This is a genomic window from Novosphingobium nitrogenifigens DSM 19370 (genome assembly GCF_000192575.1).
GTDB classification, from domain to species: domain Bacteria; phylum Pseudomonadota; class Alphaproteobacteria; order Sphingomonadales; family Sphingomonadaceae; genus Novosphingobium; species Novosphingobium nitrogenifigens.
Genome location: NZ_GL876926.1, coordinates 1 through 24,460 on the forward strand (window position 1 = coordinate 1; position 24,460 = coordinate 24,460).

Consider the following 24,460-nt stretch of genomic DNA (forward strand, 5'->3'; position numbering starts at 1 on the left):
GTGGCCGAGTTGGGCGCAAGCTACCTGATGGCCGATCTGGGTCTCGCCTACACGCCGCGGCCCGACCATGCCGCCTACCTTGCGAGTTGGCTGGGGGCTTTGCGCCACGATCCCAAGGCGATCTTCAACGCTGCCGCGCAGGCGCAGGCGGCCACAGACTGGATCCACGCGGCGCACAAGGCAGCGGTGACGCCACTGCCGCTGGCAGCATGAGGCGCGGCTTGGCTGTCGCCCCATTCTGGCCGGAAGGCGCAAAGGCCGCCTGCCGCGCCATATCTGGCATTCCGCCCGCCGACTGGCTTCCCGCCTATCTCGATCTGGTGGCAGCGATCCGCAGCGGAATGCGGCAAGACATGCGCTCCTTCGATCCCATCCATCGCTGGCGTGGGTTTGAACATCGGGTCCTACTGCGCAACCCTTATGCCGACATCGGCCTGACTTGCCTCGATGGGCAAGCTGCCGTCTGGATCTGCGAGCGGATCGACCGTGACTATCGCATCCGCTGCGAATGGAGCGATGTCTCTGGCCCGGCTCGTCACTGGCTCTCCAGCACCGCGCCGACTTTCGAGGCCACTGCCTGCCGCCTCGACTTTGCCCCAATCCATCTGCCTGTCGATCAGCCTTGGCTCAAAGCCGCCTGATCGTTCGATTTCAGGAGATTCCTATGACCCGATTGCCTACCTCTGGCGAATGGCTCGAAGGCAGCCTTTGCCGCACCACCGCCGACTGGCCGTTCCACTGGGTTGCGGAGATCACGGCAATTGATCCAGTGTCCGGCAGCTACACCTGCATCGGCACGGTCAGGCAGGCCGGAGCCCGCCGTTATGACGAGGCGCTGGCCAATCTGCGCCTCATGGCGCGTGCGCCTGCGATGCTCCAGATCTTGCAAGCCGTCTCTCGGGTGCTCGACATGAGCGACCCCGACCATGAGGCTTTCGTCGATAGCGCTCCGGATTGCCTTGATGCTCTGCTTCAGCAGCAAGAAGCCCTGCGGGCGTTGCTGGAGTGTTTCAAGGCGAAGCGCTTTAATTCCATCGTGCGCTTAACGGCAGATCCCTGACTCGGCGGAGGGCGAACATCGACTTCCACCGCAAATTCACCAACGCCTAGCCGATCTTCGGCGGAGCCTGGCACAGAAGTCGGTACTCGTAGTTGGGCGAGGTATAGTCGATGTACTGGTCTGCCGCGCCGGTGATTCGCAGCAGTAGGCGCTGGAACACCCCTCTCAACAGCTTCATGTCGCGGATCGCCGCCACCTCCTGCCCCAGAGGGATGGGCGTGCCGTGCGCGGCCATGTTCCGTCGGCGCCAAGCTGCATCTTCGTCTTTGCCCAGTTCGAGATTCAGGGCAGCCATGACGTTCTTCAGCCGCTGACGCTGATTAATGCCATTAAAGGTATGCAGGTTGCCTTGGAGGGCATGTTTCGCCTCAATGGAGACGTCGGCGTCCGCAATGATGCCGCTGAGCGCCACCTTAAGCTTCTTCCATTCGTCTGGTGTAGCCCAGCCTTCACGCACCTTTCCAGGGTTGGCTTTGGTGTAGGCGCTCTGCAGGCCCTCGATGGTCGCGCCAAAGTGCGCGGGCGCCATGTGCGGGGTAGCGACGCAAGCATGCCAGAAGGCCCAGTGCAGGTTTGCAAGGTCAAGGACGTCGAACGCTGTCACAAACGCCTGGATCGCCCTTGTCAGCTGCGGGGCACCTAGCTCGTTCAGAAAGCGGTCGCCGAGCGGCGCGAGCTGGAGTGTTTCAATGTCGAAGGCATGGCCGCGAAGGCTGTAGGCGCTTCGCGCTAATGTAGACACGACGTTCCATTCAGCGTCGTAATGGCTTGTTCCGAGATCGACCAAATAAACGCCCATAGCGAATGAGAGGCCCGTGCGGATTTTCTTTCGGAACTCGTCATCGGGGGTGCCATCGTACACGATGCACCCCGGCTTTCTCGCGCCTGGCCGGCCTTCTCCGTCGAGCGCGCAAACGTAAAAGGTTACCCCATCCACCGTCACCTTGGCTGTGTTCCACGAGGTGTCGAATCGGTCGTTATCTTTGGCGATGGAGATACCGTCGTTGAGCCAAATTCTCCGAGTTGTGATGGTTCTGGTGACAACTTCGGAGGCTGCAGGCCAAGTGTATGGGCTTTTGGGCAGGTTTTCGAGCCAGTCGATGACGTATGCTGCGGGCGCCCCGGAAGGGTTGTTGGTCTTGGCGATATGAACCTGGGTCAATTCCTTGAGGGGCTGCTCAGTCGCGCCCTTGGCCTGGCGGTACTGGCTGTAGGGAACAATCCCGAAGAATTCCCCTTCGAGGCCGCCTACGCTGCGGAGTAGCGCTCGCTCGGTAGTCATGCGAACCGTGCCTGGCGGCTGATTGACTGCCGCCGCCGTCGCATTGGGGGGGGCCTCAGTCTCCAAAATGAGGCGCAGTTTATCGTCCCGTCGGATTGAAAAACTACTGATCGGCTGATGGAGGGGGCCCGGATCGGTGATCTCGAAGAGACCCTTGTTCAAGATGCGGAGGCATTCCTCCGTCAGGTCGCTCATCAGCTCGCACCCTCTCGGAAAATCTTAGGTCGGATGAATTCTCCATTGAACGTCAGGAAGCGCACGTATCCGGTGGCGATAGCCGCTGCAACCTTCTCCGGGTCCCGCGAGTTGTCCACCGTGATGGCTCTAGCCTCGACGTAGTTTCGGACCGCAAACAACAAGACCTCCCCAAAGGCCTCGGGGGCGAAGTCCTTGAGCTTTAGCGGTGGCCGCTGGCAGGTGATCATCGCGAATGCTTTGTCGTAGATGAGGGTTGAGAAGACCGGACGATCAATCAGATCCCGGTTGGCCAAGGCAAACATCGCTCCAATCTCCCGCAGTTGTAGCTCCGAGATGGGCCCGTCGATGACGTCCAGGCGATCCGACCAGGCGCTTTCGCCGGCTGTTGAGTCGTTCAACGTGGCCACGATGCCGACTCTCCCGACCCGAACGACCATCGTCTGGTCGTAGCTGAAGTCTAGATAATCCCAAGCGTCTTGCGTGAGTTCACCGGTGATCTCATAAATCCGCAGCGAGCCGATCACGCCTGGCAACAGGCTGGCTTTGGTGTACGGCGAACGAACGATGGCATGGAGATGGTGCATATCACCCCAGTCATAGGCGTCACCGACCACCTCAGGCCCAATCCGGGGGTCTTTGTGCAGCCTGACGGAACGGTCCTTAAGGTGGATCTTGAAGAACAGCAGGGCCAGCCAGATGAAGAGCAATCGAAGCGTTGGCTCATCTAGGCGACGCATCACCGCTTGATAGTCGCCGTCCAGCAGTTGGGAGATCGGCGTCTCCACTTTATCGCCAAGCAAGCTATTGCAGGCCACGCAACAGGGGACCCGGTAGCCCCGGTAATGGCGACGTTCGCCGGTGGGTAAGGTGATCTGTTTGTCGAACAGGCCAAACCGTCTGAGGACCCATCGGGGGATGATGTGCTCGTCATTGAACGGCTTGTCCCTCGGTGAGACGCCACAAACGAAGCAGGCATCGCCCATTACGATCTCGTCGACGAATTGCTTACAGCTCATCAGGAGGATGCGGCCGTCGTGGCTGACCAACGTCCTGTCACGCTGTTCTGGGGTATCGCTCACGCTAGCTCTTCTCCGACCCACATTTCCGAACAAGCCGAAAGCTCACCCGAAAATTTCGTCAAGCTATCGGTTCGGAATATCTTCCTGATGCGGCCTTACGCAGGCGCTGCCTGCTTCTTCCGTCGCGCCGCCTTGGGCTTCGGAGCCGGTTCTGCTTCGACCACCGCCTTCGGCTTGCGACCGAGACCGATCTTCACCGCCAGTTCCTTGCGCTTGGCGGCATAGTCCGGCGCGACCATGGGATAGTCGGCGGGCAGGCTCCAACGGGTGCGATATTCGGCGGGGCTGATTCCATGGTCGGTCGAGAGATGCCGCTTGAGCATCTTCATCTTGGCCCCGCATTCGAGGCACGCGATCGCATCGGCCTTGACCGATGAGCGCACCGAGACGGCAGGCTCGCGCTTCTCTTCCACCGGCGCGGGAGCCTGGCCCAAGCCCGCAAGCGAGGCATAGACCGACTGGATCAGCACGGGAAGTTGGTCAGCGGCAACGGCGTTGTGGCTGACATGGGCGGAAACAATATCGGCAGCCAGCGTCAGCAGCGTTTCATCGGCCATGGAAATAACGTCCTCATCCGTTCGGTGACGGCACATGCATAGCGTAATATTTCCCAGTCACGAGGGGGCAATCAGGCAATACCCCCAACAAATCCCTTCGTTTCGCCGCGATGGGGCAGCGCGAGGCGCATCGCGCCTTTGCAGCCACGTTGCTTGCATCGGGCACGGGCCTGCACTTCCGACAACCACAGGTGCCCGAAATCGCCGAGCGCCAGCAATTGCGCTGGAGTCACGAAGCGCACCTTGCCGCAGTTGCGACAAGTGAGCTCAAGCCGCGCGCCGGCATCGAGGTCGCGCAACTGGATGGCATCGAGCCAACTCACCAGTTGTCCTCCGCTTCTGGAATGCGCGTGTAGCTGATCTTCGATCCGACATTGCCACCGGCAGGCGGTGCCCAAGGACCAACGCTCACCACCGTCTGGCCGAAGCGGGAATTGAGACCATCCATTGTCCGGCTCAACGCTTCGCAGCGCTGCCGCTCCTTGTCGTCATTGGCGAACAGATCGGGCTGTCGCGCCGTATCGAGCGTCAATTCGCCCAGCGTCACGCTCACCCGCATGATCTTGGTCATGGGCGGGATCACCGCCGTCACGCGTTCCCACAACTCGTTGAGCGCGGCGAGAATGGCCATGTCGTCTTGAACCTCGCCCAAGGGGGCGACGTTCCCCCAGCCGCGTTCGAAGCCCTTGACCCAGAGATAGAGCGCCGAGGCATAGAAATTGGATCGCCGCATTCGCCGCGCGGCCTTCACCAGCAGCAGGCGGGTAATGGCGCGGGCATCATCCAGACTGCGCTGGTCGGGCGGCAGCACACGGGCATGGCCGAACATATTCCGCTCCGTCTCAGGCGCCTCCACGGCATAGCCATGGAGCGCATACCACAGTCGTTCCCCCGTCACGTTGCGCCAGATCGCCCGCATCTGCTTGGGCTGTAGGGCCAGCAAGCCTGGCACATCCCCAACGCGGGCCGCGGCAAGTCGCTTGACCATTGATCGCCCGATGCCAGGAATGTCCTCCAGCTTGAGCCGGGCAAGCTGGGCCGGAACGTCCTCAGGATACCAGATCGTCAGGCCATCGGGCTTCTTCGTGTCGCTGGCGATCTTGGCCAGATGCCGGTTGGCGGCAAAGCCGATCGAGCAGGTCAGCGTAGCGCCGATGTTATAGCGGATCGTGTTCTTGATCCGCTGGGCCAGATCAGTGGGTTCGCTCCGCTGGGTCTCGTCGAGCCAGCACGAAACCTCGTCGATCGATTTCACCTGATCCACCGGGATCACCGACCCGATTTCCGAGATCAGGGCATTGTGCGCTCTGCGATAGAGGTCCGGTTTTTGCGGTACGAGAACGATGTCGCGGCATAGTCGCCGCGCCTCATCGACCATCATGATGTTTTTCACGCCGCGCGCCTTGGCCTCACGCGAACATGCAATGATGCAGGTGCGTCCCCCACCGGCATAGGGGATCACGCCAACCGGCCGCCCCCGCAGATGAGGGTCGCGCAATTGCTCGACGGATGCGAAGAATCCATCAAAATCAAGGTAAAGGTGTTCAATCGTCGTTGGTTTTCGCATGGGCTCCAGCCCGAATCGGGTGAGCCGCAAATGAGAACATAATGTGAACATGTAGGCAATAGGGCCGCGCCCGAGGTGGCCCAGACCATCGGGCAAAAAAATGGCCAGCCCGAAGGCTGGCCTTTGGAAAGTTTGGGAGAGGATGCCTGAAAGGCGAGTTTTATATCGCATTGCAACATGAATTTCGCAAGTGCGGAAAAGATGCTGCCGATTGCCATCCATGCAACGCATGGCGCTGAAAAACCGTATTCAGGCCAACGCAGGTTGACAGTCATGCCGCATCACGTGAGGCAAGATCCCATGTGCAACCTTTATCGTCTGAATAAACCTGCCGCTGACATTGCCCACTTGTTTGGTGTCGAAGCCACCCAAGGCGCCAATTATAGCGAAGAAGTCTATCCCGGTTATCCTGGGCTGGTGATGGCGGGGCGGCGCCTGAAGGTGATGAACTGGGGCTTCCCGCTCGTCATGACCGGCCGCAACGGTCAGAAACTCAAGCACAAGCCCGTCACCAACGCCCGCGACGACAAGCTGAGCACTGCCTTCTGGCGGGCCAGTTTTGAAAGCCGCCGCTGCCTGATCCCGGTCTCGGCCTGGGCCGAACCGGAAGGTGAAGCGGGGCAAATGACCCGGACTTGGTATTCCATCCCGAGCGGTGAGCCATTCGCGGTGGCCGGTCTATGGCGGGCTACCGAGGAATGGGGCGATGCCTACAGCATGGTCATGGTCGAAAGCTCGCCCCAGATATGCGAGGTTCATGATCGTATGCCGGTGATCCTTCGTCAGGATCACTGGAAAACATGGATCGAAGGCTCACCACGGGAAGCCTTTGGGCTTTGCCGGACCTGGGAGGATGAACTGGCCGTTGAGCAGACCGCGACGCGGTGGGCCGGGCGCGGCCTGATGGGGATGCTGCCGTTCGAGTGAAGCATTGCGCCTTCGGGCATCGATCGACACTCCCCCATGTGGCGAAGAGTGGAGGTGGAGGCGGCGGTGCGAGCAATTCCGCTCGCCCGAAAGGTTACGCCTCATGCTCACCGACAGCGAACGCTTCGCCTTCACAGCCCGGCGCATTCACGGCTTTGCCAGCACAGGGAATGCCTATGACGCAACACAGACCGATGATCGGATCGCCAGCGGCGACACGCTGCTGATCTTGCCGGAGGGTGTTGTCGGCGTGGCCCATTGCTGGCCCTTCGCCGTCACGCAAGCGGCGGGCAAGCTCCATGGCGTTCAACCCAAGGCGCATGAAACGCTGGGCGACTTCGCCGCCGCTTTCAACCTGACCACCGCCGACATCGAGGCTGCCATCGCGCTGGCCCAAGCGCTCGGCTTCACTATCGATCCCGCGCTGTCCGCGCTCATTGCGCCCACCGCCTGACGCCCACCCACCGGAGAACCATCATGCTGACCACCGCCACGTCGGCGGGCGCAGACGCGCGCCTGGAACAGATTGCCCGGCTCAATGATCGCACTCGCCTTGGCCTCGACCGCAGCGCTCGCATCGTCATCACCCGCAATTGCCTCGAGCGCCTGGCCGAGAGCGAGGGCGCGCCCGAGGAAACCATCGTGCTGCAAGCCCGCCTTATGGCGGCCTTTCGCCATTGCACCTTCTCGGAAGACAGCCCCGAGCGGGACTTTGCCGCGATCGAGTTTCTCGGCCGCAAAGTGTGGATGAAGATCGATTATTACGACGCGGCGATGGAATTCGGCTCGGAGGATCCTGCCGATGCCTCGATCACCACGCGGGTGATGACCATCCTGCTGCCCGAGGATTACTGATGTGCGGGCAGCTTGTCGTCGACCGCGCCCACGAAAGGTTCGGCGCCGAGGTCACCATCGCCGACCTCGCGCGCCATTCCTTTCCCAACTTCAACTGCAACCTCGCCCATATTTACGAGGTCTGGGAAAGGCTTGAGGAAGACTGGTGCTTCGAACTCGACCATGATGCCAGCACGCTGGAATATGCCACGGGCGTATCCGCGCGCTTCAAGGACGGCTGGACCCTCCACATCAGCGCCTGGGCTGATTGTTGCGACGGCTCTGGCTGCCGCCATTGCCGTGGCTGACCCCATCCTTTCAGGAGCTTGTCAGAATGCGCTTTCAACCCACCGCCGAGACGCTGGCCATCGTTGCCCGCCTCGGCGGACATTGGAATGGCCGCTATGCGCTGGTGCCGTGTCCGGCGCATGAGGATCGCACGCCCAGCCTGTCGATCCGACAAGGGCAGCATTCGATCCTCGTCCATTGCTTTGCCGGATGCGATGGCGGAGATGTCATGCGGGCCATCCGGCACGTCTTGGGGCATCCGGTCGGCAGCCAGCGCGCTTTGCCTGTGCCAGCCAATGATCGGACCGCGCCCTTTCAGCGGCTCTGGTCCGAAGGGGTAGCGATCACGGGAACGCTGGCGCACCGCTATTTACGCGAGATCCGGGGCATCACCGTGATGCCGCCCGATGTACGGTTCCATCCAGCGTGCCCGATGGGGCCCGGCCCATCGCCCAGACGCCTGCCAGCCTTGCTGGTCGGCGTCTTTCGAGCGCAGCGCGTCATTGCTATCCAGCGCCTGTTTTTGGACCCCGTAACCGGCCAGCGCACACATCGTATGATGCTGGGCAATTCGCGCGGTGGAACCTGGCCCGCCAGCTTCGCGGGCGACACCATGCGGATTGCGGAGGGCTTTGAGACAGCCTGCGCCTATCGCCAACTCACCGGGCGCGATGCCGGAACCTGCTTTGGACTGCGCAACTTTGCTGGCTTCGCGGTTGGTTCCGGCAGCCAGCAGGTGATCCTCCTGCCTGACAACGACCATGAGGGAATACAGGCCGCAAGGGCTGCCATCGCTGCATGGCAATCGCCCGATCAGCCTTTGAGCTTTGAGCGCTGCCCCGCTGGTTTCAACGACTGGGCGGAGATGACACGTCCACCTGTTCACATGTCCACGGCGTCATAGGTCCACATGTGGACATGTGGGCGATGCCACAGGTCGCAAAGCTGAGAGGGCGATGGGCGGGTGAACCCGAAAGGAAGCTCAAAACCCATGTTCACCGTTCCCACTCTACCCGCGCCCAATGCTCTTGCCGATCCAGCCTTTCTGGCCAGCGCCGCTGGTGAAAGCTGGGTCGGAGCACTGGCTGACAATTTCCCGCATACCCGTTACTGGCGGGACCGCTCCGATTGCTGGTCGCTCAAAAGCCTCAACGCCTTGGCCGCGCGGATCATCGACGCCCGCTATGACGGCAATGCTATCGAGGATGCCATGGAGGCCGAATTCCCGCCCGCCGAGCCTTACCAGACCTGGTATCACGAGGTGGCGCCGCAATTGCGCTCGTGCTTGCATGAGGCAGACCTCGACGAAGACAGCGAGGCCATCGACGCCATTCGCTACGCTTGGGAGGATTGTGCCGCCGAGCGCGACGACAGCAGCGTGGCCGATCTCTTCGCCAGCTATGACCGTTGCGAATTGCTGTTCCGCTTCAGTGCCGAGCGCTGGCTCGATGATGCGCTGGTCTTCTCGCATCGTCCTTGGCCTCAGGCCAGCGAACTTGCCATCACCGCCAATCTGCAATTCGCGCTTAACAACCTCGGCTACACCATCGGGGAGTTCCGAAAAGCCTGTGGCAACCGCCATCCGGCCGACCGTGCCCTGCCACGACATACGCGGCGGCGGCGCGCGCCGATCATCAGCCACGAGCAGCTTGCCGAAATCATCGACAATGCCTGCTCCACCTCATTCCTCTTCTGCCTCTACGCGATAGTGCCGATCCCGGACCTGATCGCGCTCGACCTCAGCCGCCCTGTCACTTTCGAGAAATGCTGGGTGGCGACGATGGATCCGATCAACGGCACCTTCTTCGACGTGCTGGCCAACGGGCCGGTGACGGTGAATCCGGAGGATGGGCGCTTTCTGTCTGGCGGGCATCTGCGTTGGTCACCGGAGAACATCTGTGGCCTGCACACACCCTATTACCACGCAGGTATCGAAAATTAATTACAAATCGACAAATAGAACTTAGAGGGATGGTGGCGTACTGAGCAAGGCAGCCCGCCAGCGACGGCGAAGTTCTTCGCGATCGCTGTTGAGTTCGGTTTGGCTGTCCGCCCATGCACGCAAATGTGATTTCTTTTTCGCGGCTATCTCTGCCTCTCGGCGCCGTGCTTTGGCGAGGCATCGGTGACGATGTGCCTCCTTGGCAGTTGCTTTTGCTTCGGCCTCCGCCTGCGCCTGTTCCGGCGTGCGTGCGGGCTTCACCGGCGCGACTTTTGCAGGTTTGACTTTTTTGGGCTTCGCGATGACCTGCTTCACCGGTGCCTGTCGCTTCGGCGCGACCTTCTGTGCCTGAACGGGCTTTGCTTTGTGCTTCTTCTTTTTACGCTTGTTGGGCAGCACCTTCATCACGACAGGATCGGGAGCAAGGACGTCACCATATCGCTGCGTTCGGGCGGGGTCGAAAGTGTAGCCTTTGGAATAATCAAGCTTGGTCATCGATCAGGCACCTTAGCCCTGGCCACTAAAGAGATCGGAAAAAGCATTTCAAATTCAATCAGTTCTGTAACAGGCCTTCAAACGCAGTTCAAATGGCCAAATTCCCGACCCTTTATATCTCCCAATGAGAATCGAAGTTAAGGTACTTCAATTCTTTGGTGATGCAAAATGTAGAAAAGGCAAGCGGGTGGAAGGTAAGTGTCATGGGCGCAGGCGCCCAGAGACACATCCCACCCTGCGGCCCCTGGAACGCAAGTCGGGGCCTTTGCCAAAGGAAGCCCCCATGAACATCGGCACCATTCGCGCCAACGACCGCGGCGCGCTGACCGGCAGTATCGCCACGCTGACCGTCGCCATGAGTTTCGCCCTGCGCGGCGTGAGCTCGAACCATCCCAATGCCCCACGCTATGAGATCTGCACGCTAAGCCCCGCCGGTGCCGCCGTCCAGGTTGGCGCGCTGTGGGAGCAGACCTCGAAGACGACCGGCGAATGCTTCCTCCAAGGCCGCATCGATGATCCCTCGATGACGCGTCCTCTGGCGATCAGCGCCTTTCGCCAGAGCGACGGCAGCTACAACGTCGCGTGGCTGCGCCCCCAGCGCCGCTCCGGCTTTCGTGTGGCGGCCTCGGCCAACGACAATCCTAATTATATGGACGCGGCCTGACGGTTTGCTCGCGATGCCTCGGGTGATGTTCGCTCGGGGCATCATTTTCCTGCCTGCGGCGCTTGGCGACATGCCGGGACGCTGGCCTTGCTCGTCTCCGGCGGCGCGGCGCTGGGCGGCCACCGGGCGGGGAAGAGTTGAGGGGATCGAGGATGGGTGTCTGGGGCCAAGGGGCCAAAGACGCGAACCAACCTTCGGCACCCAGGACGCAAGAGGGTGTCGGGCCAGAGGAGAATACGGCCATGAATATCGGTGAACTGAAGCTCAACGGCGCTGGCGTTTACATGGGCAAGATCCAGACCGCCACGCTCGACCTCGTGGTGGGCCTGCGCCCGGTCAATTCCAGCAATGCCGCCGCCCCCAAGTATGATGTGATGGTCCGCGCCAAGAATGGCCAGTTCATCCCCGTTGGTGGCCTGTGGGAGAAGACGGCGAACAATGGCGGTAGCACCTTCCTTCAGGGCCAGATCGACGATCCCAGCTTCGAGGCTCCGCTGTCGATCGCGCTGTTCGCGCAGGCCGATGGCGCGCTCAACATCGCCTGGTCGCGACCGCGCCGTCGGGCCGAGGCAGGCTTCGCCGATACGACCGTGATGGGCGCGGCCAACGATGGCTTTGGTGCTGGCGATGATGCTCGCCGCGATGCCTCGCCCTTTGGCGATCTCGAACCGGGCCTCGCCAAGGCGGCCTGATCCCAACCTCCAGAATGCTTGTTCCTATGGGCGGCCCGTCTCGCGACGGGTCGCCTATTTTCGTTCAATGCTCGATGGGATCTTCGAGGTCGGGGCGGACCAAATCGACATGGCTGACGCCCAGCGCCAGCGACAGCTCGTAAAGCGTGATGACGGTCGGATTGCGCCATCCACGCTCCAAATTGCTGAGATATTGCTGGCTGAAGCCAGAACGCTCCGCGACCTGCTCCTGAGTCAGGCCCCGATCCCGACGCAGGCGCGCGAAATTCCGGCCAACCAGTTTACGCATGTCCATGCGCAGCAGGATCGCGATTTACATACTTTGAGTTTATCAACTATAATATGTAAATGATCTTGCAGAACGATCCCGTCCGCCCCTTCATGCGGCCAATCTGTGTTAAACCTCGGCTTCCCGAGCGTTGTAACGCTAGTCTGCTAATCTGCACTTGTCAGAACTGCCCTGCCAAAGGCCTCCTATCATGAACGATCACCGCATTCCGCTCACGCAAGCCGACTATCAGGCGATTAATGCCTCGCTGTCCGAGATAAAGTGCCGGCTCTCTGACGCTGGGGATCTGCTTGCAGCCATGCATATCGATCATGCGCTGCAATGCCTTGATCCCGAAAACCCGCTCAACCCGCAGGCCGCCGCTCAGGCCTGATCTATCAAAACACAGCTTGCACGGCTGTTGTGGCGCGCCCGTTCCGTCTCGAATGGGTGCAGCATCGCCGATGACAGCCAGTCGCCCGATACTGTAGCGGGCGAACGCTTTCCGGTCGGGCGAGGCCTTGGGTGCAATACTGTGGGTCGGGGGCCAAGCCATGCTCAAGACCTCTTGCCTGGCGACCACGGAGCGGCGGCACAGGGGCAAGTGCGGGCAAGCAGGCTCTTGGCAGTGCCAAGCACGGCACCTGATTTCGGGGCAGCCCGACAGCAAAGCACAACCTTGGTCACACATCTCCGGGCAATCTGACCGGCAAGCCATCCCGCCAGAGAAGGGATGAACACTACGCCCGCGCGGGACCGTCGCAACCCCCATTTGTCGACCGAGTTCTTCGCTGCGCTCAGGCCCGCACCACTCGAAAAATGGAGGTTCCCCTACGCTGCGCTCCGGTGCGGCGGCCCCTCAATCGCGGGCTGCGCTTTAGTTCATCCCGGCGGGAAAGGCTCGCCGGTAAGATCTGGAGACTTCCCATGAACAAGGTTTTCCTGTCCGGCCGCATCACCTCCGACATCAGCCGCTTCGGCACCGACAGCAAGGGCGGAGTCAGCTTCACCCTCGTCACCAGCAGGCCGGTCATCAAGGACGGCCAGGTCGTCAAGGGCGATGATGGCTACGCCGAAACCTACGACCAGTTCCACACCATCAAGGCCTTCAACGGCCTCGGCAAGTCGATCGCCAACCACAAGAAGAAGGGCGACAAGCTGATCGTCACTGGCGAGATCCGCTACACCCGCAACGAGAAGGACGGGCGGACCTACTACAACACCGAGATCGTCGCTGACGAGATCGAGTTCATTTGACCGAGACGGGCGGCCCCACGGGCCGCCCTTTCTCTTTCGGGAGCAAGCCCATGTTTTACACCTCGGCCTTCGATGAATTCGCCTGCGTCCCCTGCGGCATCACCGTCACCAACCCCGCCATGGTCGCCCGTATCCGTGCCCAAGCCGCTGCGATGAGCGATTACGAAATCGCCGCCCATCTCGGCAATTCCATCGCCTCTTCAACCGACGCCGCCCACGCCCTTGCCTGGGAGCAAAGCCAGCTTGGCGAAGCCAGCGCCGAGACGCTGGTCGATGCTGAATATTTCGAGGAACTGGTTGCCGCCTGGAGCCTGATCGCCAGCGAGCGCGGCATCGATAGCCTCGACGGTCTACTCATCGATGTGGTGGCGGTGCATTAAACCGATAGGGGTGCCGCAAGCGGCACCCCTTTGATGTGAGCGATGATCAATCTGTTTCTTGAATCAACTCAAGGAATGGCAGCCATGAACAGTGGCCTGAAGCTGAATGTCTTCATACAAAGGCCCCATATCGTCGAGGCGATAGAGCCCGACATTGGCTTGATCGAACTGCTCCTGGACAGCGTGATAAAAGCCATTCGACTGCTGGGAGAAATCGCCGACGACAACCAACTTTTTACGTGGTCCGTCTGCAAAATGCTTCCAGATCATGCTGCCTTCCATCGCACGCTTGCCGGCCTCTTTGAGGCCGTCCATCGTCTGCGCTGGCAAGCGCATACCGTCGATGAGGTTATAGCACCCGTTCTGATAGCCATATGGCACGTTGATCGAGAGGTCGTATTCCGGCAGCGCAATCTCTGCAGGCTTTTCGAGCAAATTATCAACGCCATGCCGGATGAAAGCTTCTCGCAGCTTCCTCCTGATCTGTGGCTCGCGACGAACCGGATCCTGATCGCCAACCAGCGCATTGAACAGCTCGTCGAAATCCTCCGCTGCATCCGTAACCAGAACCGACTGGAGCGGCGAAAGGCGGATTTCGTTGGCGCGACGCGCAGCGAATTCCTCAAAGCCAGAGCCATCGCGATCTTGGCTGAATTGCTCAAGCAGGCGCGACCGGAACGAGGCCTTCAGAGAATCGAGATGGGGCTTGGATTGCTTACCAAAAAGCCGCTCGACGCGCGACTGACCATTAGCAAACCGAACGTCGAAAAAAGGCAACTCCGGCACCATCAGCAGCAAGCCAATGTTGACGAACTCCAGCCGCTCCGGGACCGGACAATATTGCACAAGGGCGTATTTCCCTTGATATTTTGACATGTCCGGCCTCCTAAACACCCAGCTGCCCCTGAGGGACGAGCGCTGAGATAACATATTCTTCCACTCGCGCAGCGCGGTTAATAATTTGTTGTGCCCATCGTTCGCGAACCGCCTGGGTCGGACCCCACGGATGCGGGACGGCCGCGATTATCTCCAACACCTGTGCTTCGTCAATGCTGGCAATGGTCGCGCAGGCTGCGCGCAAGCTCGCCTCGTCAATATAGGGCCGAAACTCTGGAAATGCACCATACACCCCGGAGTCATCGACAAAGTGGTCCCCCTGCAGGTCGGTTTCGAGCTCGGCCACCATGAAGCAGTGGGTATGATCGAAAGCCATAAGCTCATACCAGCCCCTGCTTTTGCGAAACATGAGATTGTCGCGATTGGGGAGTTGCTCAGCGTGATCAGGCGGTGGGCACCGATCCGGATTACGGACCCAGGTGTCAAAAGCGATCAGCAAAGAAAGGTCGCTTCGTCTACGAAGCCGGCCCAAGCAACTGCCTTCCGCATCGGCGGTAATGACCATTCCTTGGTCTTTTGAAATGAAGGCAGGCCCCATTCCAAGTCGCCTGCCACTCAATGTATTGATCTCCAGATCCTGCAAATCGATGATAGCAAAGGGCGGCACGGATAAGCCCACCAGTGAAGCGAGCTCTGAGCCAACCAATTCACAGGCAAGCGATTCGTCGCCTTGCCTGTTTCCCATGCCCTTGAGAAATCCATTGCCCGCATCGGTGGCTACATGGACAACTTCCGTGCTGCTCTTAAATTGAGCAATCACGCGTTTTATAAATGTAGGCTGCCAGTCCTGTCCGCATCGCATGGCGCATAGGTGAAGGACTATACGTTGAAGTCAACGCAGTTAGGCGAAAATGCGGGATTCTTCCCACGGTTTTGCAGGTGTTTCGTTCTGGTCTCTATCATTGGATGCTAACGCCTGACCGCCGAGGCGGTCACCGCGCTCTATTCCGCCCAAAACCCTGACGGGCTCCGGGCTCCACCGAGCCCCATGCGGGTCTCGGCCCATTCGGGTGACGATCGACTGGCGCGGGGCGCTTGGGGCACCGTAGCGTACCCCTGAAACCAACAATCTCTCTCTCGTAGTCCTAGCATGGCAAGCTGGCCGGGCGCTTGTGCAAGGATGCGCGGTGCCCCCAATTTTGCGGCGGGCGTGCCCACCACAAAATCGGCTCCCCCACGCCCCGCTGGCGCGGCGTCAACCGGGTTCCGTCCGCTGCGCTCCCAGCTTCCCGGCCAACGTCCCTGACAAGCTGGTCCTGCTCGCCCTCTGACCTCCCGTCATCACGAGGATGACGAACAAGAAGCCTTCTGGAGGTCACCATGACGCAAGCATTCGCCAATTTCGAAGCCCTCTCTGCTTTTTACCGCGAGCAGATCGAAGTCCCCGGCTTTGACACTGCCTTCACCGAGCAAGGCAGTATGGCGCAACTCTCCGTCCACGACGAACCCGCCGCCACCGACATGCCCGACCCGCAGGTTGCGCGCGGGGCGATGGAAATGGTCATCGGCACCGTCTTCGATCTCTTCCGTGGCACCCGCATGGAGGAATTCGGCCAGGACATCGTGTGGGGTATCGTCAACAGCTTCCACGTCACCTCGCAGCGCATCGAGAAGCGCGAGGACGAAGCCACCAGGAAGCTGGGCGACATGGCCCGCGCCTTTGACCCTTCCGAAATCTACGCCGTCGAACTGGAAGAGACCCAGCGCATCGCCCAGACGCTGATGGACTGCCGCGAGGCGATGGAAGCCATGCGCGACTACGCCGGCGAGATCTACCGCGTCGAAACTGGCCGCCCGTTCTCGACGGTCAAGGGCACCCGCGTCTCCTCCGGCCTGACCGCCAGCCAGATCGACGCCCGCGACTTCCTCGCTGCCCGCGCTGCCAAGCGCCGCGAAGACCACGCGCCCACCGGCCCGGTGGTGATCTTCTCCGGCGGCACCGACTGGCACGACCACGAACTCCTCTGGCAGGCCCTCGATGAAACCCACGCCCGCGTGCCCCACATGATCCTCGCCACCACTGCACAGCACAAGGGCTGCGACCAGATCGCCCACGCCTGGGCCGCCGCGCGCGGCGTCAAGACCGTCCGCTTCACCCTCAACCGGGCACTGGGCAAGCGCGCAGGCTTCGTCCGCAACGAGCAACTGATGAACCTTAAACCGGTCCACGCCATCGTCTGCGAAGGCTCGGGCCTCCAGTCCAATCTCTTGAGCCGCGTGCGTGAGGCGAACGTGCCCCACCACGCTTTCGCCCAACGCCACCAGCGCGTCGCTGCCTGACGCTTTGGAGGGCGCCGCATCTGCGGCGTCCTCCTTCTCTTTTCCGATGGCAGGACGCACGCGGACGTAGAGGTGGGACAAGCCCACCTCATACCGCGCGCGTGTTGGAAACGGCGTGGAATACCAAGCTGGCCACAAACCCACATTTGCGGTAATGATGGTTTGTTGTAATCGCCAAGAGGTCGACATGAGCCGCCTGACTATCGACATTACCAGCCAACAGCACCAGAGCCTGAAGGCACTGGCTGCCCTTCAAGGTAAGACGATCAAGCAATATGCGCTCGAACGCCTGTTCCCCGCTGATGCCAGTGGCGATCAGGCTTGGCGTGAATTGCAAGCGCTGCTGGGCGAGCGCATCGAACAGGGCTTGGCCGGACAGACCTCGGCGCTGAGCATCAATGCCATCGTTGATCAGGAATTGGGCACGGGCCAAGCCTCTTGAGCCACACCTATGTTCTGACTGCGGCGGCCGAGGCTGATGTCAGGTCAATCGTCCGCTACACACGCCAGCAATGGGGCGAGGCGCAGGTCCGCGCCTACATGGCCAAGCTCGAGCAAGGCATCGCGCGTCTCGCCCAAGGCTTGGGTTCCCATCGAGAGATGAGCGATATGCACCCCGGCTTACGGATGGCCCGCATTGAGCATCACTATGTTTTCTGCCTTCTCCGTGGAAATGATCCGCCGCTGATCGTCGCCATCCTGCACGAGCGGATGGATCTTATCCAACAGCTCGGCGACCGGTTGTCTTTGGACTGAGCCGCCGTGCCCCTAGCGCCTGTCGGCGACTGGGCGGTGAGCAGGAACCCGGTCATTGGCAGACAACCTCAAGCATCTACGATCATTCTGAATTGCCCTGTTCCTGAAGGGACTGGCAGCACACCGAACGCGGAGGGCCGCAGATACATAAGGCCGACCGTCTGAAAAAATAAACAGCATTGTCTGATGGTTAGATCGCGTTGCACACTGCTGCATCCTTGCAACGGCTGTTGCAGCAGGGTGCAAGATGGCGATTGTTCATCCAAATTCATGCAGTACGCTGCAAATTTATCCTAAGTTACTCTAGAATAGTCCTATTTTCGATGCAGTCTACTGCAACGCCTTTACGCTCTCGAGTGGCGAATGACAGCGTCTGAAGCTTGAATTCCAGCCACTCAAGCGGTAGATTGCCTAGGCGATAACTGAACCGGCCTCTGCACAAAGAGAAGCAGAATGGCCGACTACATTCCTATCGGCGTCAGCATGACAGCGCGGCAGGCTGAACGTCTTCAAGTCCTTGCCGAGAAGCAGGGCACGTCGATTTCCGAAACGACCCGCAACCTCATCAACATTGCCCTGCCCTTTGCAGAGCGCGGTCATGGTTTCGACTTTCCTCGTCTCATCACCATGATCGAGTTCAACACACTTGTCCTCGACGCCCTGCTTCAAAAGGCATCGCCAGAGGACGCTGACCGCCTGCTCGACCTCGCCATCGAACACGCGAAAAAATACCATGCCGCGTGACGGGGACATTCGCTTCGACCGGCGCCCAGTCGCGGTTGAGCATGAATCGGCGCGCGGCGAGATCGTCCGCAACGTCGGGGCCTTCACCCGTGGGTCGCAGCTCATCCGGCTACGCTACATGATGATGATGGAGGGCTTGCGCTGGCCCGTCCTGGCAGCAGTCCTCAGCTTCAGCCTGCTGTTGGTCCTGCTGCTGGCGCTGCTGATGCGAGAGCATGAGGTGCAACTCGTCGAGATGCGGATCTTTGCCGACCTGTGGGATCTGGTCGATCTCGATCCCGGCCACAGCGTCAATCTGACGCTGCCCGACGACAGCATCGTACCCATGACCATCGGCGACGTGCCTGACTATCCCGATGTCGCGCAGGCCTGGACCAAATTCGTCCGTTGCATGATCGTAGCTCTGGCCGGATCGCTCTTCTTCAGCGGCCCACTGGCGACCTGGTTCGTCCGTCTGTCGCAGAAGATCGGCGTCGACATCCTCAGGGAGCGGCACGAGCGCGGCGCGATGCTGGTCAGCGCCGAAGTACTGGACGGCGAGATCGAGGCCCACAACGCTGCCGAATTCGCCCTCGAACTGGCCGAGCGTCACCCAACCATGGTGGCTGAACGTGTCGCTGCGGCGACCATCGCTGAGCGTGTCGCGCTGGGCCTGCATGTGCCCTACGCCATGGCGGGCATCGCCTATCCCTGGCGGCTCGAACAGACCCACGCCATGCTGATCGGCACCACCGGCGCAGGCAAGACGACCCAGCTCCGCAAGCTGGTGACCGAGGCGCGCGAGCGGGGCCAGCGCTGTGTGGTTTTTGACCTCACCGGCGCCTTCGTCGAGGCCTTCTATGAGGAAGGGCGCGATCATATCCTCAACCCCATGGACCAGCGCTGCCCGCCCTGGACCATCTTCAACGACTGCCAGAATTACGCCGATTACATCTCGGCGGCGGCTGCCTTGATCCCCAGCGACGGCGGCAATGCCGAGCCCTTCTGGGCCATGGCGGCGCGGACGCTCTTTGTCGAAATGTGCGTGAAGCTCGCGGCCTCGGGCGAGACCACTAATGGCGCCATCGCCCATCACCTCATGTCGGCCGACCTCAAGGCGGTCCATGCCAAGCTCGCCAACACCATCGCCAGTCCGCTGACAGCGGTCGAGGCAGCGCGCATGGCGGAATCGATCCGCGCGGTCTTCAACACCAATGCCCAGGCCATCCGCTTCCTTCCAGACCCCGTGGCGGGTGGCGCGGCACCGTTCTCAATCCGGCGCTGGGTGCAGGAGGATCCGGTGCCGGGCTCGATCCTGTTTATCACCTCGACCCATACCGATCTCACGCTTAACCGCGCGCTGCTCACGCTCTGGATGGATCTGGCGGTCAATGCGCTGATGGGAATGCCGCGCACCCGTGATTTGCGGATGTGGTATCTCTTCGACGAGGTCCACGCGCTTCACCGGATGCCGGCAATCGAGCATGGCTTGCAGACCGCCCGCGGCTTTGGCGGGGCCTTCGTGTTGGGCATGCACAGCTTCGACAAACTGGCGGAAACCTATGGCGAGGAAGGCGCGATCAATCTGGCCTCGCTGGCCCGCACCAAGCTGATCCTCGCCACCGCCGACAAGAACACCGCCGAGGTCTGCTCGAACTTCATTGGTTTCCGCGAAGTGCGTGAGACGGACGAGGCCTATTCGATCGGCGCAAGCCGGTCGCGTGATGCGGCCACCATAACGCCGCGCACCGAGGTCAAACCGCTGGTCATCCCGGATGATATCATGAACCTGCCGTCGCTCCACGGCTATGTGAAGTTTCCTGAAGGCTTTCCGGCAGCACGCATCCGCCTCCTCTGGCGTGATTATCCCAAGATCGCTGAACCCTTCCTGCGCAAGACCGACATGCAACTGGCTGCTTACGTTCCCCGAGGCGGCGGGGACGACGAGGAAGCGGACGCGGGCGGTGATGGTGGGCCGGCGCCCGTCGTCGGTGCGGGCGAACAGGCCATGGCCGAGCCGGAATCGGCGACGAGTGAGCCGGATGCGGCAACAGAGCGCCCGGCACCTGACGTTGCCGATCCGCGTGAAATGACCTCTGCAGAGGCTCAGGCGGACACGCGCGCTGAAGAAAAATCCCCGGCCAAGACCGATGACGATGCCCCGACTGCATCCAACGACGGCAGCAGTCTGCGTGACAGTTTGCGGGGTTCGAGATCGCCAGGTGGACGTGAGAGTTCGGGCACGACTCGTGATGACAAGGGCAAGGAGGATCAGGCATCGGGATCCAGGCCCACCGGTCCCTCATCACCCCAGCGCCGCGAACAGCAGATCACCATTGAGGAACGCACCGGCCAGTCATTTACCGACCCTGCCGAAAGGCACCGCCACCACCCGACCCCAGTGGACCGTGACCCAACGCTTGGTCTCGGTGACGATATGGATATGGGGTTCTGACCGGTGCTGTCGGTTGCCTCGGTTCGGTCAGCAGGCGGCGCTGCCAACTATTTCGCGAAGGACGACTATTATGTCGGCGAGCACGCCAGCGAAGTGAGCGGCTGGGGCGGGCTGGGCGCAGTGGAACTGGGCCTTTCCGGCGAGGTCGAGAAGCAGGTCTTTGAGGATCTCCTCAAGGGCAAGCTGCCCGATGGCGAACAGATCGGCGATCCCGAGCGGCGGCGCGCTGGGCTCGACCTGACCTTCTCGATGCCCAAGTCAGCCAGTGTGTTGGCCTATGTCGCGGGCGATGAGCGCTTGCTTGCAGCCCACATGCAGGCCGTTCGTCAGACGATGGGCTGGGTCGAGAAGACTTTCGCCGAAGGGCGGACCTATGTCGACAACCCCAAGGGCGATCCCCTTCGCACCGGCCATTTGACCTATGCCATGTTCCAGCACGATACGAGCCGCAAGCTTGATCCGCAGGCCCATATTCATGTGGTGGTCGCCAATCTCACCAAGGTCGCGGGCAACTGGCAGGCGCTGTTCAACGACGAACTCTGGAAGAACAACTCGCTGATCGGCAGCGTCTATCACGCTGCCTTGCGGACCATGGTCGAAGAGCTTGGCTATCAAACCCGGCAGACAGGCAAGCACGGCCAGTTCGAGATCGAGGGCGTGCCCAAGGCGGTGCTGACGGAGTTCAGTCAGCGGCGCGAAGACATCCTCGCCAAAGCCGCCGACCTTGGCCGCGACGGGCGCAACCCCGAACTCCTTCGGGAAATCACCAAGCGCACGCGCGACGACAAGATCAATCTCGATGATCGCGATAGCCTCCGCGCGGAATGGGGGGAGCGGGCAGCGGCGCTAGGGTTTGACGGCAAGGCAGTGGTTGCCGAAGCCGAGGCGCGGGAAACGCAAGGATCCCAGAAGCAAACCGCCTTTGATGCCCTACGGCAGGTCGCGAGCGTTGCAGCCCAATGGGCAGAAGGATTGCGGGAGTGGCTGAAGCCTGGCGACCCCTTGGTGACCAGCGGCATGGCGCGGTTGGCATTGTCAGCGACCGAGATCGGTACGGAAATGGCTGTGGCTTCAGCGATCCGCATCCTGGGCCAACGCGAGGCAGCTTTTCCGATCCACGAGATCTCTCGAACGGCGCTTGATCTGGGCATCAAGGGGGTGACCATCGAGGCCGTCGAGGCGCGAGTTCGCGTTCTGGCTGACAAGGGCCAGTTGGTATTCGGGACATCGGGTCGCCCTGATCGCAGTGTCACTCACGTCACGACACCAGAGCATATCGCGGAGGAGCGCCGCCTCCTTGAGGGGATCGACGCTGGTCGGGAGATTGCTGGCCCGGTGCTGAGTGCGAGCGATGCCGCCAAGCGATTGCAGGTGCATTCCGGCGATCGCCCCTTGAGCGGGGAGCAATTGGATGCCGGTATTCTGGCCCTGTCCAGCAGTGACCGTACCGTGGTGATCCAAGGGGTTGCAGGGGCGGGCAAAACCACGCTCATTTCAGCGATGGCCGAGACAGCCAAAAGCGAAGGGCGACAGGTTCTGGGATTGGCGCAGGCCAACACGATGGTCGAGATGCTGAAAAGCGAGGCCGGGATTGAGGCGCAGACAGTTTCCTCCTTCGTGAACCAGCATCTGCGCGCTGCCCTGGCAGGCCAAGGCGAGGCTTATGAGGCTTCGCGAGCCGCCCTCAAGGATACCATGCTGGTGCTCGACGAGGCCTCGCTAGTGGCGAACAAGCCGATGAATGACCTTGTGACCATTGCCAATCGCCTCGGCCTTGATCGCTTGGTGATGATTGGGGACCGCGCCCAATTGCAGCCGATCGATGCCGGCAAGGCTTTTTCCCTGATCCAGCAGCACAGGCCTGCGATGGCGCAGCTTGATGTCAGCCACCGCCAACGCACTGAACATATGAAGGCTGTGGCATCCCTGACGCGAGGCGGGCATTTCAAGGATGCTTTCGAGGTTCTGGGCGAGCGGGTGGTCTCATCCGGCGCGGATTTTCGAGAGGTGGCCGCACGCAAATGGCTGGAACTTTCGGCCGAGGATCGTGAAAAGACGGCGCTCTATGCTTCGGGGCGCGGGACACGCGCTCATCTCAATGCGCTGGTGCAGGATGGGCTCAAGGCCGAAGGCAGCTTGCGCGGTGAAGGCCTTGCCCTTTCGCGTCTGGAAAGCGTCAATCTCACCCGCGAGGAAATGCGCTATGCCAGCCATTACCGGAGCGGCCAGGTTCTGGAAGTGATCGGCCGAGACCGCCCCGCCGGGCTTGAGCGCGGAACCTATGATGTGGTTGGCGTTTCCGCCAAGGGCGTCGTCAGCCTCCGTGACGCGGAGGGCAAGCGGGTCCGGTTCCGGCCTGATCGCCTTGATCCGACTGACAAGCGGGACCACCTGGCTCTGTTCGAACGCGAGACCTTGCGCCTTCATGAAGGCGACCGCATTCGCTGGACTGCCAATGACAAGGCGCGAGGCTTGTTCAATTCCGCCTCGGCCGATGTAGTCGCCATCAAACGTGATGGTGTGGAGGTTCGCACAAGTGAGGGTGTGAACATCGTGTTGGCCCACAGCGACCGGATGCTGTCCCGCCTTGGCTTGGCTTACGCGATCAACATGCACCAGGCGCAGGGCATGACCACCGATCAAGGCATTGGCGTCATGCATTCGGCCGAGCGACACTTGTCAAACCAGCGACTGACGCATGTGATGGCTACCCGCGTGCGAGACGACCTCACGATCTATACAAATGATCGCGACGCGTTGCTCCGGTCCATTCAAGCCAATCCCGGAGACAAGGCCAGTGCGCTTGAGCTCGCAGGGGCATCGGCGTTTCCAAATCAGTCGCCGGCGCCTGAAGGTCTGCGCAAATCGCCTTCGCCCAGTTCAGCGGCCGATCGGGCCGACCAATTCGCGATTGATATTAAGACATTGCGGGGGGAGCGCGCCAAGCCCGAGGTCGGTAAGAAGCCTGCGTTGGCCCATGTCCCTGAGAAAACCATCGAACTGGGTTTGTGACCTGTCCTGGCATGATGATCAGAAGTCTAGCACCGGTCGGTTAGGACCACCTTCTCCCGGTTCTGGCAGCACATCGGCACCTCGGAAGATGCTGCTCCACTGACGCTGTCGAACTATGCCTCGTCGATCAGCTTTTGAATTTTCCCAATGGGCGTGTCGTCGATGGGGCGGATGGTTTCACCGCAGGTCGGGCACTCCACTGTTCGCCCCAGGCGCATAGTTTTGTAGCTGACGTTGAGATCGCCGCCGCAGACAGGGCATTCGGTTTGAGCCCGGATGTCATCGAGTTCATGTGCCATAGACCAGCATATACACCCATTGCGATCCTATTACAAAGTTCGCGGCAATTCTTGGTCAAAACAAGCAGCGACAGCATCAAAGCTCGTATTCTGCTTTATCGCGACCAGTTTGCACGGCTTTCCGCCCTGCTTCTGGCAGCAAACCAATCGTCAATTTGTTTGAGTTTTGTTCTCTTTTGACGTAACTTGGCGCCATGGATGACGAGCACGAAATCGCCCAACTCAAGGCTCAGGTTGAGAAGTTGACTGCTGAGAATGCAGCCTTGCGCGAGGCTGGCTTCCGTGGGTCGAAGGCCGAAGCGCTGATGGCGCTCGAGTACGACCGCATCCCCACCTTCCTGAAGAGCCATCAGGCTGTTGCCTGGCAGCGGAAGATCGCCACGGCGGTGATGATTGTCGTGCCGGTAATCTTGGTTGCGGTTGCTGTGTTTGGGGGGCTTTATGCCTATCGGGATCATCAGCAGCAGTTGGAGAGCCATGCAGCTATGGATCGGGTCGCGGATGAATTTCAGTCCGATCCCGGATTTAAGCCTCACAAATAAGCTGTA

Annotated in this window: 31 protein-coding genes; 21 read left to right on the plus strand and 10 right to left on the minus strand. The window is 60.9% G+C overall.

All coding sequences use genetic code 11. The annotated features are described in order from the left end of the window. The 3 genes from Y88_RS00370 to Y88_RS00380 form a co-directional block, all read left to right on the plus strand. Positions 1–213: zincin-like metallopeptidase domain-containing protein (locus tag Y88_RS00370; protein WP_232280863.1), on the plus strand; the 213-nt coding region annotated here is incomplete at its 5' end. A gap of 8 nt (positions 214–221) precedes the next feature. Further along, complete coding sequence (locus Y88_RS00375) at positions 222–641, plus strand: hypothetical protein (RefSeq protein ID WP_008065116.1); 420 nt, start codon at positions 222–224, stop codon at positions 639–641. Positions 642–664: 23 nt separating this feature from the next. Beyond that, positions 665–1,060, plus strand: coding sequence for a hypothetical protein (locus Y88_RS00380; RefSeq protein WP_008065117.1), 396 nt, complete (start codon positions 665–667; stop codon positions 1,058–1,060). A 46-nt stretch (positions 1,061–1,106) separates the two neighbouring features. Here the strand turns inward: Y88_RS00380 and Y88_RS00385 are convergent, their stop codons facing one another. The 5 genes from Y88_RS00385 to Y88_RS00405 form a co-directional block, all read right to left on the minus strand. Beyond that, on the minus strand, positions 1,107–2,537 hold the full coding sequence (locus Y88_RS00385; protein ID WP_008065118.1) for a hypothetical protein: 1,431 nt from the start codon (positions 2,535–2,537) through the stop codon (positions 1,107–1,109). Further along, positions 2,537–3,619, minus strand: a complete 1,083-nt coding sequence (locus Y88_RS00390) for a hypothetical protein (protein ID WP_018075336.1) — start codon at positions 3,617–3,619, stop codon at positions 2,537–2,539. Before Y88_RS00390 ends, Y88_RS00385 begins: the two co-directional genes overlap by 1 nt. A 95-nt stretch (positions 3,620–3,714) precedes the next feature. Continuing rightward, on the minus strand, positions 3,715–4,176 hold the full coding sequence (locus Y88_RS00395) for a MucR family transcriptional regulator (RefSeq protein ID WP_008065120.1): 462 nt from the start codon (positions 4,174–4,176) through the stop codon (positions 3,715–3,717). A gap of 71 nt (positions 4,177–4,247) precedes the next feature. Beyond that, positions 4,248–4,499 carry a hypothetical protein gene (locus Y88_RS00400; RefSeq protein WP_008065121.1) on the minus strand — a complete coding sequence of 84 codons (252 nt, stop codon included), beginning with the start codon at positions 4,497–4,499 and terminating at the stop codon, positions 4,248–4,250. Next, the gene (locus Y88_RS00405; protein ID WP_198133317.1) at positions 4,496–5,965 is read right to left on the minus strand and encodes a Y-family DNA polymerase; all 1,470 of its coding nucleotides are present in this window, start codon (positions 5,963–5,965) and stop codon (positions 4,496–4,498) included. Before Y88_RS00405 ends, Y88_RS00400 begins: the two co-directional genes overlap by 4 nt. A 78-nt stretch (positions 5,966–6,043) precedes the next feature. Here Y88_RS00405 and Y88_RS00410 point away from each other — a divergent pair, with 78 nt between their 5' ends. From Y88_RS00410 to Y88_RS00435, 6 genes are all read left to right on the plus strand, one after another. Then, a complete protein-coding gene (locus tag Y88_RS00410) occupies positions 6,044–6,670 on the plus strand; it encodes an SOS response-associated peptidase (protein WP_008065125.1) in 627 nt (208 codons plus the stop codon). A 103-nt stretch (positions 6,671–6,773) separates the two neighbouring features. Then, complete coding sequence (locus Y88_RS00415; RefSeq protein WP_008065126.1) at positions 6,774–7,124, plus strand: hypothetical protein; 351 nt, start codon at positions 6,774–6,776, stop codon at positions 7,122–7,124. A 23-nt stretch (positions 7,125–7,147) separates the two neighbouring features. Further along, complete coding sequence (locus Y88_RS00420) at positions 7,148–7,525, plus strand: DUF3768 domain-containing protein (RefSeq protein ID WP_008065127.1); 378 nt, start codon at positions 7,148–7,150, stop codon at positions 7,523–7,525. Further along, the gene (locus Y88_RS00425; protein ID WP_008065128.1) at positions 7,525–7,812 is read left to right on the plus strand and encodes a hypothetical protein; all 288 of its coding nucleotides are present in this window, start codon (positions 7,525–7,527) and stop codon (positions 7,810–7,812) included. The genes Y88_RS00420 and Y88_RS00425 overlap by 1 nt, the downstream gene beginning before the upstream one ends. Beyond that, on the plus strand, positions 7,800–8,696 hold the full coding sequence (locus Y88_RS00430) for a DUF7146 domain-containing protein (RefSeq protein WP_232280864.1): 897 nt from the start codon (positions 7,800–7,802) through the stop codon (positions 8,694–8,696). The genes Y88_RS00425 and Y88_RS00430 overlap by 13 nt, the downstream gene beginning before the upstream one ends. A gap of 87 nt (positions 8,697–8,783) precedes the next feature. Further along, on the plus strand, positions 8,784–9,734 hold the full coding sequence (locus tag Y88_RS00435; RefSeq protein WP_008065132.1) for a hypothetical protein: 951 nt from the start codon (positions 8,784–8,786) through the stop codon (positions 9,732–9,734). 21 nt (positions 9,735–9,755) lie between these two features. Here Y88_RS00435 and Y88_RS00440 read toward each other — a convergent pair whose 3' ends face one another. Further along, positions 9,756–10,229: a hypothetical protein gene (locus Y88_RS00440; RefSeq protein ID WP_018075333.1), complete on the minus strand. Its 474-nt coding sequence runs from the start codon at positions 10,227–10,229 to the stop codon at positions 9,756–9,758. Between the two features lie 283 nt (positions 10,230–10,512). On the opposite strand from Y88_RS00440, the gene Y88_RS00445 reads away from it, so the two are divergent. Continuing rightward, entirely contained in the window at positions 10,513–10,893 is a 381-nt protein-coding gene (locus Y88_RS00445) for a DUF736 domain-containing protein (RefSeq protein WP_008065136.1), read from the plus strand. Positions 10,894–11,135: 242 nt separating this feature from the next. Beyond that, a complete protein-coding gene (locus Y88_RS00450; protein ID WP_008065138.1) occupies positions 11,136–11,585 on the plus strand; it encodes a DUF736 domain-containing protein in 450 nt (149 codons plus the stop codon). 64 nt (positions 11,586–11,649) lie between these two features. Here Y88_RS00450 and Y88_RS00455 read toward each other — a convergent pair whose 3' ends face one another. Further along, positions 11,650–11,880 carry a helix-turn-helix domain-containing protein gene (locus Y88_RS00455; RefSeq protein WP_008065140.1) on the minus strand — a complete coding sequence of 77 codons (231 nt, stop codon included), beginning with the start codon at positions 11,878–11,880 and terminating at the stop codon, positions 11,650–11,652. A 184-nt stretch (positions 11,881–12,064) separates the two neighbouring features. Here Y88_RS00455 and Y88_RS00460 point away from each other — a divergent pair, with 184 nt between their 5' ends. From Y88_RS00460 to Y88_RS00470, 3 genes are all read left to right on the plus strand, one after another. After that, positions 12,065–12,247, plus strand: coding sequence for a hypothetical protein (locus Y88_RS00460; RefSeq protein WP_008065143.1), 183 nt, complete (start codon positions 12,065–12,067; stop codon positions 12,245–12,247). Positions 12,248–12,780: 533 nt separating this feature from the next. Next, the gene (locus tag Y88_RS00465; RefSeq protein ID WP_008065144.1) at positions 12,781–13,110 is read left to right on the plus strand and encodes a single-stranded DNA-binding protein; all 330 of its coding nucleotides are present in this window, start codon (positions 12,781–12,783) and stop codon (positions 13,108–13,110) included. Positions 13,111–13,160: 50 nt separating this feature from the next. Further along, positions 13,161–13,490, plus strand: a complete 330-nt coding sequence (locus Y88_RS00470) for a hypothetical protein (RefSeq protein WP_008065145.1) — start codon at positions 13,161–13,163, stop codon at positions 13,488–13,490. A gap of 63 nt (positions 13,491–13,553) precedes the next feature. On the opposite strand, the gene Y88_RS00475 is transcribed toward Y88_RS00470, so the two are convergent. After that, the gene (locus Y88_RS00475) at positions 13,554–14,366 is read right to left on the minus strand and encodes a DUF3037 domain-containing protein (RefSeq protein WP_008065146.1); all 813 of its coding nucleotides are present in this window, start codon (positions 14,364–14,366) and stop codon (positions 13,554–13,556) included. A gap of 10 nt (positions 14,367–14,376) precedes the next feature. Next, a complete protein-coding gene (locus tag Y88_RS00480) occupies positions 14,377–15,147 on the minus strand; it encodes a HipA family kinase (protein ID WP_018075331.1) in 771 nt (256 codons plus the stop codon). Positions 15,148–15,707: 560 nt separating this feature from the next. Here Y88_RS00480 and Y88_RS00485 point away from each other — a divergent pair. The 6 genes from Y88_RS00485 to mobF all read left to right on the plus strand — a co-directional run bounded on the left by Y88_RS00485 (position 15,708) and on the right by mobF (position 23,613). Continuing rightward, complete coding sequence (locus Y88_RS00485) at positions 15,708–16,667, plus strand: DUF2493 domain-containing protein (RefSeq protein ID WP_008065147.1); 960 nt, start codon at positions 15,708–15,710, stop codon at positions 16,665–16,667. Positions 16,668–16,854: 187 nt separating this feature from the next. Continuing rightward, positions 16,855–17,109 carry an antitoxin gene (locus Y88_RS00490; RefSeq protein WP_008065148.1) on the plus strand — a complete coding sequence of 85 codons (255 nt, stop codon included), beginning with the start codon at positions 16,855–16,857 and terminating at the stop codon, positions 17,107–17,109. Then, a complete protein-coding gene (locus tag Y88_RS00495) occupies positions 17,106–17,423 on the plus strand; it encodes a type II toxin-antitoxin system RelE/ParE family toxin (protein WP_018075330.1) in 318 nt (105 codons plus the stop codon). The genes Y88_RS00490 and Y88_RS00495 overlap by 4 nt, the downstream gene beginning before the upstream one ends. A 453-nt stretch (positions 17,424–17,876) precedes the next feature. Continuing rightward, positions 17,877–18,167: a hypothetical protein gene (locus Y88_RS00500; protein ID WP_008065150.1), complete on the plus strand. Its 291-nt coding sequence runs from the start codon at positions 17,877–17,879 to the stop codon at positions 18,165–18,167. Beyond that, positions 18,157–20,601 (plus strand): type IV secretion system DNA-binding domain-containing protein, encoded by a 2,445-nt coding sequence (locus Y88_RS00505; protein ID WP_008065151.1) that lies wholly within the window; start codon positions 18,157–18,159, stop codon positions 20,599–20,601. Before Y88_RS00500 ends, Y88_RS00505 begins: the two co-directional genes overlap by 11 nt. A gap of 3 nt (positions 20,602–20,604) precedes the next feature. Then, positions 20,605–23,613 (plus strand): MobF family relaxase, encoded by a 3,009-nt coding sequence (gene mobF / locus Y88_RS00510; protein WP_008065152.1) that lies wholly within the window; start codon positions 20,605–20,607, stop codon positions 23,611–23,613. 113 nt (positions 23,614–23,726) lie between these two features. Here mobF and Y88_RS00515 read toward each other — a convergent pair whose 3' ends face one another. Then, a complete protein-coding gene (locus Y88_RS00515) occupies positions 23,727–23,912 on the minus strand; it encodes a hypothetical protein (protein ID WP_008065154.1) in 186 nt (61 codons plus the stop codon). Positions 23,913–24,106: 194 nt separating this feature from the next. Here Y88_RS00515 and Y88_RS00520 point away from each other — a divergent pair, with 194 nt between their 5' ends. Further along, entirely contained in the window at positions 24,107–24,454 is a 348-nt protein-coding gene (locus Y88_RS00520) for a hypothetical protein (RefSeq protein WP_008065156.1), read from the plus strand. Positions 24,455–24,460 lie beyond the last annotated feature (6 nt).

Bases quoted from the DNA above. Each gene is read 5' to 3' on its own strand.
- Y88_RS00380 (WP_008065117.1), top strand. From the start codon at position 665: ATGACCCGATTGCCTACCTCTGGCGAATGGCTCGAAGGCAGCCTTTGC.
- Y88_RS00385 (WP_008065118.1), bottom strand. From the start codon at position 2,537: ATGAGCGACCTGACGGAGGAATGCCTCCGCATCTTGAACAAGGGTCTC.
- Y88_RS00395 (WP_008065120.1), bottom strand. From the start codon at position 4,176: ATGGCCGATGAAACGCTGCTGACGCTGGCTGCCGATATTGTTTCCGCC.
- Y88_RS00405 (WP_198133317.1), bottom strand. From the start codon at position 5,965: ATGGATGGCAATCGGCAGCATCTTTTCCGCACTTGCGAAATTCATGTT.
- Y88_RS00410 (WP_008065125.1), top strand. From the start codon at position 6,044: ATGTGCAACCTTTATCGTCTGAATAAACCTGCCGCTGACATTGCCCAC.
- Y88_RS00415 (WP_008065126.1), top strand. From the start codon at position 6,774: ATGCTCACCGACAGCGAACGCTTCGCCTTCACAGCCCGGCGCATTCAC.
- Y88_RS00420 (WP_008065127.1), top strand. From the start codon at position 7,148: ATGCTGACCACCGCCACGTCGGCGGGCGCAGACGCGCGCCTGGAACAG.
- Y88_RS00425 (WP_008065128.1), top strand. From the start codon at position 7,525: ATGTGCGGGCAGCTTGTCGTCGACCGCGCCCACGAAAGGTTCGGCGCC.
- Y88_RS00435 (WP_008065132.1), top strand. From the start codon at position 8,784: ATGTTCACCGTTCCCACTCTACCCGCGCCCAATGCTCTTGCCGATCCA.
- Y88_RS00440 (WP_018075333.1), bottom strand. From the start codon at position 10,229: ATGACCAAGCTTGATTATTCCAAAGGCTACACTTTCGACCCCGCCCGA.
- Y88_RS00445 (WP_008065136.1), top strand. From the start codon at position 10,513: ATGAACATCGGCACCATTCGCGCCAACGACCGCGGCGCGCTGACCGGC.
- Y88_RS00450 (WP_008065138.1), top strand. From the start codon at position 11,136: ATGAATATCGGTGAACTGAAGCTCAACGGCGCTGGCGTTTACATGGGC.
- Y88_RS00455 (WP_008065140.1), bottom strand. From the start codon at position 11,880: ATGGACATGCGTAAACTGGTTGGCCGGAATTTCGCGCGCCTGCGTCGG.
- Y88_RS00460 (WP_008065143.1), top strand. From the start codon at position 12,065: ATGAACGATCACCGCATTCCGCTCACGCAAGCCGACTATCAGGCGATT.
- Y88_RS00465 (WP_008065144.1), top strand. From the start codon at position 12,781: ATGAACAAGGTTTTCCTGTCCGGCCGCATCACCTCCGACATCAGCCGC.
- Y88_RS00470 (WP_008065145.1), top strand. From the start codon at position 13,161: ATGTTTTACACCTCGGCCTTCGATGAATTCGCCTGCGTCCCCTGCGGC.
- Y88_RS00475 (WP_008065146.1), bottom strand. From the start codon at position 14,366: ATGTCAAAATATCAAGGGAAATACGCCCTTGTGCAATATTGTCCGGTC.
- Y88_RS00485 (WP_008065147.1), top strand. From the start codon at position 15,708: ATGACGCAAGCATTCGCCAATTTCGAAGCCCTCTCTGCTTTTTACCGC.
- Y88_RS00490 (WP_008065148.1), top strand. From the start codon at position 16,855: ATGAGCCGCCTGACTATCGACATTACCAGCCAACAGCACCAGAGCCTG.
- Y88_RS00500 (WP_008065150.1), top strand. From the start codon at position 17,877: ATGGCCGACTACATTCCTATCGGCGTCAGCATGACAGCGCGGCAGGCT.
- Y88_RS00505 (WP_008065151.1), top strand. From the start codon at position 18,157: ATGCCGCGTGACGGGGACATTCGCTTCGACCGGCGCCCAGTCGCGGTT.
- Y88_RS00515 (WP_008065154.1), bottom strand. From the start codon at position 23,912: ATGGCACATGAACTCGATGACATCCGGGCTCAAACCGAATGCCCTGTC.
- Y88_RS00520 (WP_008065156.1), top strand. From the start codon at position 24,107: ATGGATGACGAGCACGAAATCGCCCAACTCAAGGCTCAGGTTGAGAAG.